Origin of the sequence: Plantactinospora solaniradicis (assembly GCF_042658085.1) — a bacterium.
GTDB classification, from domain to species: domain Bacteria; phylum Actinomycetota; class Actinomycetes; order Mycobacteriales; family Micromonosporaceae; genus Plantactinospora; species Plantactinospora solaniradicis.
Window position 1 is genome coordinate 16852 of record NZ_JBHSPR010000006.1, and the last position, 14175, is coordinate 31026.

Consider the following 14175-nt stretch of genomic DNA (forward strand, 5'->3'; position numbering starts at 1 on the left):
AGGCAGCAGCGAATGATCGACGTACACACCCATTGCCATCTCGCCGAGCACTGGGGTTGCGAGTGGCACCGCAACTGGCAGCCGGTCTACGGCCACGAGTACGCCGACCGCACGCCGGAACAGTACGACGAGGCGATGGCGGCGGCCGGTGTCGACCTGGCGTTCGTGTTCGGCATGCGGGCCACCCGGGCCGGCGTGATCACCCCCAACGAGTACGTCGAGCAGTTCTGCGCGGGTACCTCGACCGACACGATCGGTTTCATGGCGCTCGACCTCTCCGACGCCGACGTTCTGGACCAACTCGCCGACGGCATCGCCCGTGGCCTGCGCGGCGTGAAGCTCTACCCGGTGCTGGCCCACTTCGACCCGCGCGACGAGGCGCACGACCCGTTCTTCAGGGCAGCGACCGAGGCCGGGCTGATCGTGCTCTGGCACATGGGCACCACGCCCAGCCCGGAGGGGCGGCTGGAGCTGACCAACCCGTTGCTGGTCGACGACGTGGCCCGCCGGCACCCGGACCTCAGGCAGATCATCGCCCACCTCGGCCACCCGTGGCAGCGCGAGACGATCGTGGTGCTGCGCAAGAGCCGCAACGTCTTCGGCGACGTGTCGGCGTCCTGGGCCCGCCCGCTCGACGGGTTCATGGCGCTGGTCCGGGCCCAGGAGTGGGGCGTGGCGCAGAAGCTGTTGTTCGGCTCCGACTTTCCGATGTGGACTCCGGCCGAGGCGGTGGCCGGTCTGCGGTCGCTCGCCGAGATGCGCCCGGCCGGGTTGCCGGCGATCAGGCCGGAGACCGTCGAATGGCTGCTCGACGGCGACCCGCGCGCGGCGCTGGGGCTGGCATGATCCCGCTGGCCGCGCTGCCGACCCCAGCGCTGCTGGTCGACCTCGACCGGCTGGAGCGCAACATCAACGCGATGGCCGGTGCGTTCGCGGCCGCGGGCGTCGCGCTGCGCCCGCACATCAAGACCTCGAAGTGCTGGGAGGTCGCCCGCCGGCAGCTCGCCGCCGGTGCGACCGGCTTCACCTGTTCGACCGCCGCCGAGGTGGCCTGGTTGCAGGGGCGCGGCGTCGCCGACCTGCTCTGGGCACACATCCCGATCGGGCCGCGCAAGGTCGCATTCGTGGTCGACGCGATCGCCCAGCACGGTGGTGGGCTCACCGTCTCGCTGGACTCGGTGGAGGCCGCCCGGCCGCTGTCGGCCGCGGCCACGGCCGCCGGGGTCACCGTGCCGTTCGTGCTCGAGGTCGACACCGGGCACGCCCGGCTCGGCGTACAGCCGCCGGAGGCGGTCGCGACGGCCACCGCGATCGCCGCGCTGCCCGGCCTGCGGCTGCGTGGCGTGCTGACCCACGAGGGGCACGTCTCCGCGCTCGCCGACCGGACCGCGCTCGAACGGGCCGGCGCCGCGGCCGGCACGCTGCTGGTCGGGGTCGCCGACGCGTTGCGGAGTGCGGGTTTTCCGGTCGAGATGGTCTCCGTCGGCTCGACGCCCGGCGCCACCTCGGCGCCGTTCGTGGCCGGGGTGACCGAGGGCCGGCCGGGCACCTACGTCTACTTCGACGCCAACCAGACCCGGCTCGGCAGTTGCACACCGGACCAGTGCGCGCAGACCGTCCTCGCCCGGGTGGCGTCCGTGCAGCGGCCGGGGCGGCCGATCATCGACGCCGGTGTCAAGGCGATGAGTTCCGACGCGATCGCCGCGGCGGGCGCGGTCGGCGTACTGCTCAACCGGCCCGGTGTCACCTTTACGGAAGCCAACGAGGAGCACGGCTTCCTGCACGACACCGGGGCGGTCCCGCTGGTGGTGGGCGACCTGGTGCGGTTGGTGCCCAACCATGCCTGCGGCACGACCAACATGTGGAGCCACCTGTACGCGGTCCGCGGTGCTCTCGCCGTCGAGCGGTGGGAGATCTCCGCCCGTTACTGACCCGGTTCTTCTTGACATGGAACGGCATTTCACGTTTGGTGACAGCCATGAAGGTCATGACCCTCTACGCCCACCCGGCGGACACGATCACGAACTGCGGCGGCACCCTGGCCCGGCACGCGGCCGCGGGTGACGAGGTGGTCGCGCTGATCCTCACCCACGGCGGACGGATCCACGCCAACCGTTACGCGGAGGAGTGGCGCAAGGATCGGCCGGACACTTCGATCACCGACGCCGACCTCGACCACATCGTCGCCCACAAGAAGGGCGAGCTGGAACGGGCGGCGGAGATCGTCGGCATCTCCAGGGTGATCACCCTGGACCTGGACGACAACTACGCCGCGCTGCGGGAAGACGTGATCGACCGGGTCGCCGAGCAGCTCGCGATCGAGCGGCCGGACGTGGTGATCTGCGACTACCCGGTCAACCCGGTGGCGGCGGCGAACATGCACACCGTCGCGACCGTGACCGTGCTGGCCGCGCTCGGTCGCGCTGGCGCGTTCCTGCGCAACCTGGACGACCGCGCGGAGTTCCACGTCAAGCAGGTCTTCTTCACCTCGCTGCCGGTGATGGCCGGCGACGGGCTCAGCCTCTACGGGCTGCGCAACGACGTCTACATCGACATCACGGATGTCGTCGACAAGAAGGTCGCCGCGATGGACTGCTTCGACAGCCAGGGCTACTCCGGGTTGTTCGCGCGCAAACTGATCGAGTCCAACAACGGCGAGAACGGCCGGGTGGCCGGCGTCAACTTCGCCGAGGCGTTCTACCGGATGAACAACGAGACCCACCCGCTGCTGCCGGTCACCGAGGCCGCGCGGAACGAGGACGTGCTGACCCGGCACATCAGCTACAGCCGGGTCAACCTGCGGGCGACGTACCCGCTGTAGATATCTGGAGGTTGGTGACCATGGCGGCGCGCTATCTCAAGTCGACACCCCGGGTGACCCACGACGACGCCCGGTCCCAGGGCGTACGCGAAACGGTCGCGGCGGTGATCGCGGACGTCCGGTCCCGCGGCGACGCGGCGGTCCGGGAATATTCGGAGAAGTTCGACAACTGGTCGCCCGAGTCGTTCCGGCTCGGCGATGCGGAGATCGAGCGGATCGTGGCGAGCGTGCCGGAGCAGGCGATTGCCGACATCAAGACCGTGCAGGCCCGGGTACGCGACTTCGCTTGGCGGCAGAAGGAGTCGCTGCGCGACTTCGAGGCCGAGATCGAGCCCGGTGTGTTCCTGGGCCAGAAGAACATCCCGGTCTCGGCGGCCGGAGCGTACGTGCCCGGCGGGCGCTACCCGCTGGTGGCGTCGGCGCACATGACCGTCGTGACGGCGAAGGTGGCCGGGGTCCGGCGGGTGGCCTCCTGCACGCCGCCGATCCACGGCGAGGTCCCGGCGGCGACGGTCGCCGCGCTGCACCTGGCCGGCGCCGACGAGATCTACCTGCTCGGCGGGACGCAGGCGGTGGCCGCGATGGCGCTGGGCACCGAAACGATCGGCAGGGTCGACCTGCTGGCCGGCCCCGGCAACGCCTATGTTGCGGAGGCCAAACGCCAGCTCTTTGGCGAGGTCGGCATCGACCTGTTCGCCGGCCCGACCGAGATCCTGGTCGTCGCCGACGGCGCGGCGGACCCGTTCGTGGTCGCCGTCGACCTGCTCAGTCAGGCCGAGCACGGCCCCGACTCGCCGGCCATCCTGATCACGGACTCGGAGCCGCTGGCCCTGCGGGTCATGGAACTGATCGAGCGGATCCTGCCCGGCATGCCCACCCGGGACTTCGCCGCACCGGCCTGGCGCGACCACGGCGAGGTCGCGGTGGTCGCGGACATCCCCGAAGCGTACGAGCTGGCGAACGGTTACGCCGCCGAACACGTACAGGTCCTCACCGAGTCGCCGCGTGACGCTCTCGACCACATGCGCGACTACGGTGCCCTCTTCCTCGGCGAGGGAACGTGTGTGTCGTATGGCGACAAGGTGATCGGCACCAACCACACCCTGCCCACCAGGGGCGCGGCCCGCTACACCGGTGGTCTGTGGGTCGGGAAGTACCTGAAGACGGTCACCTACCAGGAGGTCACCAGTCGCGAGTCGAGCGTCGCACTGGGCCGGCTGTGCGGCCGGGCGGCCCGGGTCGAGCTGTTCGAGGGCCATGCCCGCTCCGGCGACGTCCGCGCCCACAAGTACGCCGGCGACCCCCTGCCCTGGGCCCCGGCCGACGTCTGGACTCTGGACCATCTGGGCGAGAAAGACGAGGTCACCGGGTCGAGATGACGAGTTGCTGGGACCGGTGGTCGGACAGGCCACCGGTCCCGCCGCCGATCCGGTAGGAGTGCACCCGGACCGTCGCGGAGACGAAGGTCCAGTCCAACTGCCACCAGCGGGGCCAGCCGGAGGTGTCGGACCAGGTCGCGGGGAAGGGCGACGACGTCGCGTGGTTGGCGCTGCGTAGCCCGTCCGGCACCTTGGCCAGGTCGCCCATCACCGGGCTGGTGTTGAAGTCGCCGGCGACCAACCGTGGGTTCGGGTTGGCCGCCACGTCCCGGGCCAGTGCCCGCCACTGTGGCTCACGCTGGGCGTGCTGCTCCCGGACGATCCGGTAGAAGTCCCGGTCCAGCAGGCTGTGGTCCGGCGACAACTGCACCGGCAGGTGCAGGTTGTACGTCGACAACACCCGACCCTGTCCCAGGTCCAGGTCGGTACGCAGGACCTTGTACCGCCAGTGGTCGGCCGAGCCCGCCGCCGGTTCCGGCATGTCCGGGGCCTCCAGCGGAATCCGCCGCACGATCGGGAAGCGGGAGAGGGTGACCAGTTCGCCGACCACCGCGAGGTGGAAACCGGGGAACTCGGCCCGCAACCGGTCGAGCGCGGACTCGGCCGGGCCCGCCGAGTACGCGTACCAGTATTCCTGGAGCAGGTAGACGTCGGCGTCGGCGGTCCGCAGCAGTTCGTGCATGGCCGCGGTCTGCCCGCCCTCGTCCCAGTACCCGGTGTTCCAGCTGAACACCCGGATCGCGTCCCGGGGCGCGGGACCGTCCGCGCCCCGCAGCCCGTCGACGTTCACCCCGGACAGCGGCCCACCCAGCAGCAGCGCGGCGGCGGCGAGCAGCGCCACCGGCCGTCGCGAGCGCCGACAGGGCGCGGCGGCCGTGCCCAGCAGCAGCGGGACGACCAGGAAGGCCGGTGGCGGTACGGCGTCGACCACGAGCCAGAGCCACCACTGCCCGCTGAGCACCAGGTGCGTCACGGTGAACGCCAGCCATAGCGCCGCCGCGGCGACCAGCCCGATGTAGAGCCACCACCGCCAACCGCGCCGCCGCCGCGTCGCAGGGGCGGCCCGGGGCGCGATGCCGACCGGTACCCGGGTCTCCGGCGCGGAGACCGTCACGCCGTCCCCCGCAACGCGGTTCCCTCGACGGGGAAGGAGGCGTCGTAGAGCTGCCGGAAGGTCCGGGAGGCCAGCCACTGCACCGCTCCGGTGGCGACCCCGGCCGTGATGGTGACGTTGACCAGGAAGTGCAGCACGGCGAAGTAGAGCAGGAACGGCAGGCCGTGCCGGCGGCGGACGAAGCCGTACATGCCGGCGTCGCAACCGAGCGAGACGGCGAGCAGCGCGATCGGGACGACCGCCCCCCACGGGCCGACCAGAACCGGCACCGCCAGCGCGGGCAGCACGGCGAACGCGGCCAGGCTGCCCCAGGCCCGGGCGGCGGTCTCGAAGCCCTGCCCGAACCGGCGGGCCCGGGCGTAGAGCGGGATGCGGAGCCGGCCCCGGTGGAACAGCTTGCGGAGCAGGCCGGGTAGCCGGTGGTCGTGGTCGTGCCGGCCGCGTACCCCGGAGGTGAGCACCAGCCGGTAGCGCCGGGTCAGCCGATAGCCGTAGTCGACCTCCTCGGTGTGCCGCAGTGCCGGGTTGAACGGGCCGATCTCGTCGAACACGTCACGCCGGATCACGCACACGGCCGGAAAGAGGAACGACACGTCACCTTCCGAGCTGATCGACCAGTAGTGATATTGCAGGCCACGATATCGGGCCACCGCCGTGTCGTGCAGCAGCGGTTCGGGATCCTCGATGCCGCAGACCGCGCCGATCCGGGAGTCGGCCTGGATCAGCCGTACCGCGTTGGCCACCGCGTCCGGGGCCAGGACGAGGTCGGAGTCGACGTAGCAGAGGAGTTCGCCCCGGGTGTGCGCGGCGCCGATGTTGCGGGCCCGGCCGCACCCGCCGTTGACCCCGGTGCTCACCACCGGTACGCCGAGCGCCTCGGCGACCGCCACCGACTGGTCCGTGCTGCAGTCGTCCACCATCAGGATCTCGATGTCCGGGTACGTCTGGTCCAGAATGGACCGCAGACACAGGTCCAGCGACTCCGCGTAGTTGTAGTTCGGCACGATCACCGAGACGCGCGGTCGACCGCTGGTCGGAAAGTCCTCCGGGGTCATCGGGTAGCCACCTCCGGCCGGTCGTAGAGGCCACGGAACCGGCGCGAGGCGAGCCAGGCGACCGCCCCGGACAACGCGGCGACGGCGATCACCAGGTTCAGCAGGAAGTGCATCGCGACGAAGTATCCCAGGAAGACTGTCCCGCGCTCCCGGAAGACGAACCGGTACATCGGCAGGTCACCGGCGAGGCAGGCGGCGAAGGCCACCAGTGGCACGGCGAGGTACGCCGGACCGAGGAGGAGCGGTAGTGCCAGCGTCAGCACGGTCAGCAGGGCGGCGACGCTCACCCAGGCCCGGGGGCCACTGCTGAGCCCGCCGGGGAACTCCGGCTTGCGGGCGTACATCGGGATGTGCAGGGCGGTCCGGGTGAACACCTTGCGGATCAGCACCCCGAGGTCGTGGTCGTGGTCGTGCACGCCGCGTACCCGGGGCGAGAGCCAGATCTGGTACCGCTGGGCCAGCCGCATGCCGTAGTCCGCGTTCTCGGTCTCCCGCAGTCGCGGGTTGAACGGCCCGATCTCGGCGAAGACCCGGGCCGGAATCGCGAGCAGTGCGGTGTAGAGGGTCATGATCCGGCCCTCGTCGGCGATCAGCCAGTAGGACTGCTGGAGGCAGCGGTACTCCTCCAGCAGGCTGTCCCGGACCAGCGGTACCGGATCGTAGTTGCCGCATATCGCGCCGATCTCCGGGTCGGCGCCGAGCAGTTCCACGGCGTTGGCCACCGCGTCCGGCTTCGCGGCCACGTCGGAGTCGATGAAGAACAGGATCTCTCCCGTCGCGTTCGCCGCGCCGAGGTTGCGGGCCGCCGCCGGTCCGGAGTTCCGGGGCGTACGCAGCACCCGGGCGCCGTACGACCGCGCGACCGCGACCGAGTCGTCGGTGCTGCAGTCGTCCACCACGATGATCTCCAGGTTCGGATGGGTCTGTTCGCGGAGCGAGCCGAGGCACAGGCCGAGGGCACCGGCGTAGTTGTAGTTCGGCACGATCACCGAGACGAGTGGATTGTTCATCAAGAGCCGCCCGAGAAACCTCTGGCTTCAGCCATTGGGAGGAAAGGGCGGTCAAGCGCGGTGGTTGTTCTCGGCATGTTGTCGACTCCTCCGTGTGGGCGAAACTGTCGGATGTGGCTGGGATGGTTGCGGGTGTGGGCGAGACGGTGCGGTACACCTACCGGTTGCGTCCCGGCGCGACCGCGCAAGCCGCGCTGCTTGGCGAGTGGGGGCGGTGTCGCTGGTTGTGGAACGAGGCCGTCCACCAGTACAAGACCGGCCGTAAACCTACCTTCGGCAGGTTGTCGAAGCTGTTGACCGAGGCGCGGGCTCGTTCGTCGTGGTTGCGGGACGGGTCCCAGGTCGCGCAGCAGCAGACGCTGCGTACCTACGCTCTGGCCCTTCAGCACTCCTTCAAGGTGAAGGGACGGGGCCGGCCGAGACCGAAGCGGCGTAAGGACAGCCTGCCCAGCCTCGAATACACCACGCGTGGGTTCTCGATCCGCGACCAGCGGCTGCGGCTGCCCGGCGGCGTCAGCATTCCCGTCGTCTGGTCCCGCGAGCTGCCGGCCGATCCGACCAGCGTCCGGGTCTACCAGGACCGCCTCGGACACTGGTACGCGTCCTTCGTCGTGCGCCGCGACACCACGCCCGCGCCCGAGGTCAAGGGGGCGATCGGTGTCGACTGGGGTGTGGCGACGACCGCGACCACGACAGATGCCGTCTACGATCTGCCGTACCTCGGCCATCGGAAACGGTGTGCCGCCGAACTGGCCAAGGCGCAGCGTCGGATGGCCGGGCGTCGTCGGGTGAAGGGCGCCCGGCCGTCGAACGGCTACCTGCGCGCCAAACGCCAGGCGGCGAAGGTGGCGAAGAGGGCGGCTCGGCAGAACATCCACGACGCCCGGGTCTGGGCGAAGAAGGTCGTCGACAACCACGCGACGATCGCCGTGGAGGACTTCAAACCGAGATTCCTCGCCGGATCCCGGATGGCGCGTAAGGCCGCTGACGCGGCGATCGGGGCGGCGAAGCGGGAACTGGTCGAGCGTGGCTCGCGGGCGGGCCGGAAGGTGGTGCTGGTGCCGGCCGCCTACACCACGATGACCTGCTCGCAGTGCGGTACGAGAGCCAAGAACCGCCTCGGGCTGGGTGTCAGAGTCTTCCGGTGCGACACCTGCGGACACACCGCCTGCCGCGACCGGAACGCCGCGAGGACGATCCTCGCCACGGCAGAGCGTGACCGTGCTGGTGCCGACGACGTGAGACATGCGATCACCTCCTCGCAGGATGGTGCTCGGGTGCGGTCTGAGCCAGAAATCCCCCGGCTTCCAGCCGTGGGAAAGCGTTAAGTGTCCATCCAGTTCAGCAGGTTCGGGTAGCGGGCACCGATCTCCGCCACGGTCAGGGTGGTGGCGATCAGGACGGCGCTGGCCACGATCATCCGGTCCCGGAGCAGGGCCCGGATGGGATCGCCGCCGGCCTGGCGGACCAGCACCGTCTGGAGGTAGCGGAACGCGGCGAGCAGGCCGAGCGGTACGACGACGGCCAGGGTGACCGGGCGCCAGGCGCCGAGCGGCGCGTCGGTGTTCAGGTAGAGCAGGAACGTGGTGCTGGTCAGCGCGGCGTTGAGCCCGAGCAGGTGGTCGGCCAGGAGCAGGTTGTATCCGGCAAGTGCGGGCCGGTGTGCCACCCCGGCGACGGTCAGTTCGTGCCGCCGCTTGCCGAGGATGAGGACCAGACAGCCGCCGAAGACGGCGGTGAGCAGCAGTCCGGACGGGGCCGCGCCGCTGGCCGCGTACCCCTGGAGGACCCGCAGCACGAAGCCGGCGGCGACCACGCAGATGTCCAGCAGCGGCAGGTGTTTCCACCACCGGCTGTAGGCGACGCTGAGCCCGAGGTAGCCCAGCAGCGGCCACCACGGCAGGTCGGGCCCGGTGGTCACGACCGTCGCCAGCAGCCCGGCCAGCCCGGCCGCGAAGAGTCCGGCCACCGGCACCGTGATCCGGCCGGCGGCGATCGGGCGGTGCCGTTTGACCGGATGCGTCCGGTCGAGCCGGCGGTCGGCGATGTCGTTGACGACGTAGATCAACGATGCGGCCACCGAGAACGCCAGCACGGCCCAGCCGGTCCGCAGCAGCGTCGCTCCGGTCCAGTGCGGCGCGTCGACCAGCGCCAGCGGCACGGCCAGCAGATTCTTGACCGCGTGACCGGGCCGGGCCAGCACGATCAGGTCCCCGACCAGCGCGAGGAGGTACCGGGCCAGGTCGCGGAGTCGGCGGACCGCGGCGAGGAACCCGGCCGGCGCCCCGCTCGTGGGCCCGACGGCCCGGTCGACCACGGCCACCATGCTCTCGTCGACCACGGCAACGACGTTTCGGTCGACCGCGCTCTCGACGCCCCGCGCGATCGCGGCCTCGACGGCGGTCACCATCGCCTCCAGGTCATCATCGACTCCAGGTCATCATCGACACCCGTCACCATCGACACCGGTCAGAAGAAGATCTTGGCGAGGGCCAGGGCGCCCTGCCGCCACGGGTCACGGCTGGTCCGGCCGCCCCGGACCGGCCCCGTCCGGTGCCGTTCCGCCCGCCACCACTCGTAGGTGCGCAGGATGGCGTCCTGGTTGGAGAGCTTCGGGGTGAAACCGAGCCGTTCGTGGGCCTTGTCGACGCTGACGTACGAGTCGTGCCGGAGCTTGTGCAGCAACCGGCCGTACACCGGCGAGAGCCGGGCCCGCTCCAGCAGGCCGAGCGCGGCGAGCGCCGGCCGGGCGGGTACGCCGACCACCCGCTTGCCGTGCCCGGCGGCGTCCAGCACCGCCTGGAAGTCCTCGCGCAGGGTACGGAACCGCTGCGCGGCCAGGTTGTACGTGTCGTCGGCCACCTCGTCCGGCGCGGCCAGTACGGTGACCACCGCGTCCACCAGGTCGTCGACGGCGAACATCTGGATCCGTACGTCGCCCCGCCCCAGTACCGGAAAGTTCCGGCCCTCCTCGGCCCACTCGAAGAGCATCGCGAACAGGCCCATCCGGCCCGGCCCGAGGAAGGTCTTCGGCCGCAGGATCGCCACCGGCGGGCCGGTGCCCCGGTGCCGTTCGGCGATCTCCTCGGCTGCCGCCTTGGCCGCGCTGTACGTGTCGACCGGCTCCCGGGGATGCTCCTCCGGCGTCGGCACCTGCCGGGGCAGCCCGTACACGGCGGTCGACGAGATGTGGACGATCCGGTCCACCCGGGCCCGGCTCGCCGCGTCGAACACCGCATCCGTGCCGTCCACCACGATGGACCGGATCTGCGCGGCGGGATAGCTGGGCAGTGCCGCCGCACAGTGGATCACGACGTTCGCCCCGGCGGTGGCCCGGTCCATCACCTCGCGGTCACGGATGTCGCCGCGTACCGTGACGCCGGGTTCGGCCCGCAGGTCGACGCCGCGCACCTCGTGCCCGTCGGCGGTCAGCCGCTGGACCAGCCGGGAGCCGAGCATGCCGGCGGCACCGGTGATGGTGATCACCACAGTGTGGACCCCACCTTCTGGGCGACGAACCGGGTGACGAGCCGACTGAGCCCCTGGTCGAGCACCTCGGCGAGCGCGTCGGTGCCGCGCTGCACGTCGGCGGGATCGGTGACCAGTGACGGCCCGATGATCAGGGGGTTGCGGCCGTTGAGGGTGTAGTAGGTGAAGATGTCGTGGTCCTGGTAGAGCGCGTTGATCACCGCACAGGTGACCAGCTTCGCCTTGAATCTCGGGTCCCTGGCCATCCCGGCGGGGGCGAGCCGGGCTACCAGGTCGAGGATCTTCGGCCCGCCGTCGATCTGTACGCCCCAGAGCGCACCCGCGCCGGCGACCCGCCCCACCGCGTCCGGAAACTCCTTCGCCAGCCGGGCCAGTGCCGGCTCCAGCACCAGCTCCAGCTCGCGGGCCCGGGCCGGGTAGTCGTCCTCCACGACGATGTTGATCGCCTCGATCGCGGTGACGCATTCCTCGCCCATGCCGTAGTACGTGGTGCTGGTGCTCTGCAGGAGCGCGTCGGTCAGGTTGTCGTACGCCTTCCGGAAAACCTTCTCCCGGGCGACGAATGCAGAGATCGATGACTTTCCGCCGCCGAACGACTTTGATGTGGTAAGAACGTCCGGTACGAGTCCCGGATAGCGCATGAAGTAGAACAGGCTGCCGGTCTTACCCCAACCGGTGTAGATCTCGTCGAATATGAGCACGATGTTCTGCCGGTCGCACAGGTCGCGGACGCCACGGAGGAACTCTTCGTCGCACCACTGAATGGTGGAGGCACTGAACGGCTCGACGACAAGCGCGTAGACGTCACCGGCGTGCGCCGCCACGGCCGCACGGACGGAATCCAGGTCGCCATAGGTAAATGTTGCAATGCCCGGAATGGTGGGAAAATCGAACTGTGGCTGCCCGGTCAGACCACCCGAGCCCAGGAGCTTTCCGTGAAATCCGCAGTCCGCCCGGAGGATGGTTCCGCGGCGGCCACCGTGGTACTTGTAGGCCAGCTTCACGGCGCCCTCGACCGCCTCGGCACCCGAGTTGGGCAGGAACGACATCCGCAGGTCGCCCGGGAGCAGTTGCGCCAGGTTGTGCCCGAGCGCCGCGAGATAGGGGGAGAAGTACGTCTTGTGCACCTCCATCCGGCGGTCCCGTGCGAACCGCTGCCGGGCGGCCAGGATGCGCGGATGGTTGTGGCCGTGGTTGAGCACGCCCACGCCTCCGGTGAGGTCGAGGATGCGTCGGCCGTCGCGGAGCAGCAGATATGCGCCTTCGGCACGTTCGACCAATTCCCGGCCGAAACCGAACGAGGTCATCAGGCTGACCTGGCTGGAGTTGACGTAACGGCGATAGAGGTCGTGCACCTCGCGGACGGTGAGCCGCTCGCAATCGGACAGGCTGACCAGATTGGACATGCCGTGACGCTATCCGATTGGCGTTGAGTTTTGACTGGATCGGCACTGGACACGACCTGGATTACGTAAGGCAACGCTTGCCAGCCGACAACCCGCTAGATAACTTGGTCGCGACAAGCCAATCTCCACATGTCAATGTCCCTAACAGATTCTCCGCGTTCCGGGCTAGAGGTGCTGCACATGTCGCCGACGGTGTCGGTCATCATCCCCGTACACAACGGCTCCAAGACCCTGCGCGCCTGCCTGGCGGCGGTCTACGCACAGCGACATCCGGTCACCGAGGTGATCGTGGTCGACGACGCCAGCACCGACGACACCCGGGAGGTAGCCGCCGACTTCCCGTGCCGGTTGCTGGAGTCCGACCGGAACACCGGACCGGCCGCCGCCCGCAACCGGGGCATCCGGGCCAGCACCGGTGAGCTGCTGTTCTTCGTCGACTCCGACTGCGCGCCGGAGCCGGACGCGTTGGCCAACGCGCTGGCGATCCTCCGCGAGCACGCCGACGTCGCCTGCGTACACGGCATCTACGCGGTCCGACCACTCTTCGACGACGGGCCGGTCGAGGCGTACCGGCTGCTGCACGGGCACTACTGGCGGCTGCGCAACGTGGGCCGGGTCCGGACCACCCTGTTCGCGGTCTGCGTGATCCGCCGGTCCGTCTTCGCCGAGGTGGGGCTCTTCGACGAGAACCTCCGGGCCTCGGAGGACGTCGAGCTCGGCGACCGGATGACCGAGGAGCACGGGATCGTGCTCACCGACAGTGTGGTGTGCCGGCACGACGACGACAGCCACCTCGGCCGGCTGCTCCGCAAGCAGTTCGGGCGCTCGCAACTGCTGATCCCGGTCGCGCTGGCCGAACGCGGGCCGGCCGGGATCCGCGCCAACGGCCCCGTCGGGCTGCTCAGCGCCGGCCTGGTGCCGCCGGCCGTACCGCTCGGGCTGCTCGATCCCACACTGCTGGCCGTACCGCTCGCCCTCCTCGTCCTGTTCGTCCTCGCCGACCCGGGCCTGCTCCGGTTCGTGACCCGCCAGCGCGGCCCCGGCTTCGCGGTGTTCTTCTACGGAGTCCATCTGCTGGTCCAACTCGCCGTGCTCGCCGGTGCCGTGGTCGGTGGACTGCGCCACCTCGTGGACCGGAACTTCGGCCCAGCCCGGGTCGCCACCGCGAGACCGGGCCGATGAGCGGGCGTCTCGTACGGGTCGGGTACGCCCAGACGCTGCACTACCTGCTGTTCGGCGTCCGTGCGGTCCAGTTCCGGTGCTCTCGACCGGCCCTCGGCGCTCGGCACTGGCCGGTGTTCGGGGTGCCGGGGCAGAGCGTGGCGTTGACCATCGACGACGGCCCACATCCCGAGTGGACGCCCCGGATGCTGGACCTGCTCGCCCGGCACCGGATCCGGGCCACGTTCTTCCTCGTCGGAGCCCGGGTACGGGAACGCCCCGACCTGGCCCGACGCATCCTGGCGGCCGGACACGTCCTCGGCAACCACTCGATGTCCCATCCGCAGCCGTTCGCGGCGCTGCCCGCACCCTCGGTACGCACCGAGATCGCCGCCACCCAACGAGAGATCGAGGACGCCACCGGAGTCGAGCCACGGCTGTTCCGGGCCCCCGGCGGGAACTGGTCGCGGGACGTCCTGCGGGCGACCGCCGAGTCCGGCCTGGTGCCGGTGGACTGGACGGTCAATCCGAGCGACTGGCGAAGTCCCGGCGTCGACCGGATCACCCGGTCGCTGTGCCGGAGCCGAGCCGGCCACGTCCTGCTCTGTCACGACGGCGGCGGCGACCGGTCGCAGACCGTCGCGGCCCTGGAGGCGGCCCTGCCGCGGCTGCTCGACCGGGGACTGCGGTTCGTCATCCCGGCGGCGGCCGGTAGGTGACGCCCATGCGGATCCGCCTCG

13 protein-coding genes are annotated in these 14175 nt (G+C 70.3%); 7 read left to right on the forward strand and 6 right to left on the reverse strand.

Translation table 11 applies throughout. From position 1 onward, the window contains the following. The first annotated feature begins 12 nt into the window (after positions 1-12). Genes ACFP2T_RS05660 through hisD form a run of 4 tightly spaced genes read left to right on the forward strand, consistent with a single transcriptional unit; the run spans position 13 to position 4200 of the window. Positions 13-846, forward strand: coding sequence for an amidohydrolase family protein (locus tag ACFP2T_RS05660; protein WP_377418068.1), 834 nt, complete (start codon positions 13-15; stop codon positions 844-846). Beyond that, positions 843-1931, forward strand: coding sequence for an alanine racemase (locus ACFP2T_RS05665; protein ID WP_377418070.1), 1089 nt, complete (start codon positions 843-845; stop codon positions 1929-1931). The genes ACFP2T_RS05660 and ACFP2T_RS05665 overlap by 4 nt, the downstream gene beginning before the upstream one ends. Before the next feature lie 47 nt (positions 1932-1978). Further along, on the forward strand, positions 1979-2821 hold the full coding sequence (locus ACFP2T_RS05670; RefSeq protein ID WP_377418072.1) for a PIG-L deacetylase family protein: 843 nt from the start codon (positions 1979-1981) through the stop codon (positions 2819-2821). A gap of 20 nt (positions 2822-2841) precedes the next feature. Next, the gene (gene hisD / locus ACFP2T_RS05675; RefSeq protein ID WP_377418074.1) at positions 2842-4200 is read left to right on the forward strand and encodes a histidinol dehydrogenase; all 1359 of its coding nucleotides are present in this window, start codon (positions 2842-2844) and stop codon (positions 4198-4200) included. Here hisD and ACFP2T_RS05680 read toward each other — a convergent pair. Genes ACFP2T_RS05680 through ACFP2T_RS05690 form a run of 3 tightly spaced genes read right to left on the reverse strand, consistent with a single transcriptional unit; the run spans position 4184 to position 7379 of the window. After that, positions 4184-5314, reverse strand: coding sequence for an endonuclease/exonuclease/phosphatase family protein (locus tag ACFP2T_RS05680; protein ID WP_377418076.1), 1131 nt, complete (start codon positions 5312-5314; stop codon positions 4184-4186). The genes hisD and ACFP2T_RS05680 overlap by 17 nt on opposite strands. Continuing rightward, on the reverse strand, positions 5311-6369 hold the full coding sequence (locus tag ACFP2T_RS05685) for a glycosyltransferase family 2 protein (RefSeq protein WP_377418078.1): 1059 nt from the start codon (positions 6367-6369) through the stop codon (positions 5311-5313). The genes ACFP2T_RS05680 and ACFP2T_RS05685 overlap by 4 nt, the downstream gene beginning before the upstream one ends. Continuing rightward, positions 6366-7379 (reverse strand): glycosyltransferase family 2 protein, encoded by a 1014-nt coding sequence (locus tag ACFP2T_RS05690; RefSeq protein WP_377418080.1) that lies wholly within the window; start codon positions 7377-7379, stop codon positions 6366-6368. The genes ACFP2T_RS05685 and ACFP2T_RS05690 overlap by 4 nt, the downstream gene beginning before the upstream one ends. Before the next feature lie 134 nt (positions 7380-7513). On the opposite strand from ACFP2T_RS05690, the gene ACFP2T_RS05695 reads away from it, so the two are divergent. Beyond that, positions 7514-8707 carry an RNA-guided endonuclease InsQ/TnpB family protein gene (locus ACFP2T_RS05695; RefSeq protein WP_377418082.1) on the forward strand — a complete coding sequence of 398 codons (1194 nt, stop codon included), beginning with the start codon at positions 7514-7516 and terminating at the stop codon, positions 8705-8707. Here ACFP2T_RS05695 and ACFP2T_RS05700 read toward each other — a convergent pair. From ACFP2T_RS05700 to ACFP2T_RS05710, 3 genes are read right to left on the reverse strand one after another with little or no spacing between them, the layout of a single operon-like run. Further along, on the reverse strand, positions 8704-9789 hold the full coding sequence (locus ACFP2T_RS05700; protein WP_377418084.1) for a UbiA prenyltransferase family protein: 1086 nt from the start codon (positions 9787-9789) through the stop codon (positions 8704-8706). The genes ACFP2T_RS05695 and ACFP2T_RS05700 overlap by 4 nt on opposite strands. A gap of 59 nt (positions 9790-9848) precedes the next feature. Next, positions 9849-10868 (reverse strand): NAD-dependent epimerase/dehydratase family protein, encoded by a 1020-nt coding sequence (locus tag ACFP2T_RS05705; protein ID WP_377418086.1) that lies wholly within the window; start codon positions 10866-10868, stop codon positions 9849-9851. Beyond that, positions 10862-12175, reverse strand: a complete 1314-nt coding sequence (locus tag ACFP2T_RS05710) for an aspartate aminotransferase family protein (protein WP_377418243.1) — start codon at positions 12173-12175, stop codon at positions 10862-10864. Before ACFP2T_RS05710 ends, ACFP2T_RS05705 begins: the two co-directional genes overlap by 7 nt. Before the next feature lie 279 nt (positions 12176-12454). On the opposite strand from ACFP2T_RS05710, the gene ACFP2T_RS05715 reads away from it, so the two are divergent. Together ACFP2T_RS05715 and ACFP2T_RS05720 are read left to right on the forward strand one after the other, a co-directional pair. Then, on the forward strand, positions 12455-13456 hold the full coding sequence (locus ACFP2T_RS05715; RefSeq protein WP_377418088.1) for a glycosyltransferase family 2 protein: 1002 nt from the start codon (positions 12455-12457) through the stop codon (positions 13454-13456). Continuing rightward, a complete protein-coding gene (locus ACFP2T_RS05720; protein ID WP_377418090.1) occupies positions 13453-14154 on the forward strand; it encodes a polysaccharide deacetylase family protein in 702 nt (233 codons plus the stop codon). Before ACFP2T_RS05715 ends, ACFP2T_RS05720 begins: the two co-directional genes overlap by 4 nt. Positions 14155-14175 lie beyond the last annotated feature (21 nt).

Bases quoted from the DNA above. Each gene is read 5' to 3' on its own strand.
- ACFP2T_RS05700 (WP_377418084.1), bottom strand. From the start codon at position 9,789: ATGGTGACCGCCGTCGAGGCCGCGATCGCGCGGGGCGTCGAGAGCGCG.
- ACFP2T_RS05715 (WP_377418088.1), top strand. From the start codon at position 12,455: ATGTCGCCGACGGTGTCGGTCATCATCCCCGTACACAACGGCTCCAAG.
- ACFP2T_RS05660 (WP_377418068.1), top strand. From the start codon at position 13: ATGATCGACGTACACACCCATTGCCATCTCGCCGAGCACTGGGGTTGC.
- ACFP2T_RS05720 (WP_377418090.1), top strand. From the start codon at position 13,453: ATGAGCGGGCGTCTCGTACGGGTCGGGTACGCCCAGACGCTGCACTAC.
- ACFP2T_RS05710 (WP_377418243.1), bottom strand. From the start codon at position 12,175: ATGACCTCGTTCGGTTTCGGCCGGGAATTGGTCGAACGTGCCGAAGGC.
- hisD (WP_377418074.1), top strand. From the start codon at position 2,842: ATGGCGGCGCGCTATCTCAAGTCGACACCCCGGGTGACCCACGACGAC.
- ACFP2T_RS05685 (WP_377418078.1), bottom strand. From the start codon at position 6,369: ATGACCCCGGAGGACTTTCCGACCAGCGGTCGACCGCGCGTCTCGGTG.
- ACFP2T_RS05670 (WP_377418072.1), top strand. From the start codon at position 1,979: ATGAAGGTCATGACCCTCTACGCCCACCCGGCGGACACGATCACGAAC.
- ACFP2T_RS05665 (WP_377418070.1), top strand. From the start codon at position 843: ATGATCCCGCTGGCCGCGCTGCCGACCCCAGCGCTGCTGGTCGACCTC.
- ACFP2T_RS05690 (WP_377418080.1), bottom strand. From the start codon at position 7,379: ATGAACAATCCACTCGTCTCGGTGATCGTGCCGAACTACAACTACGCC.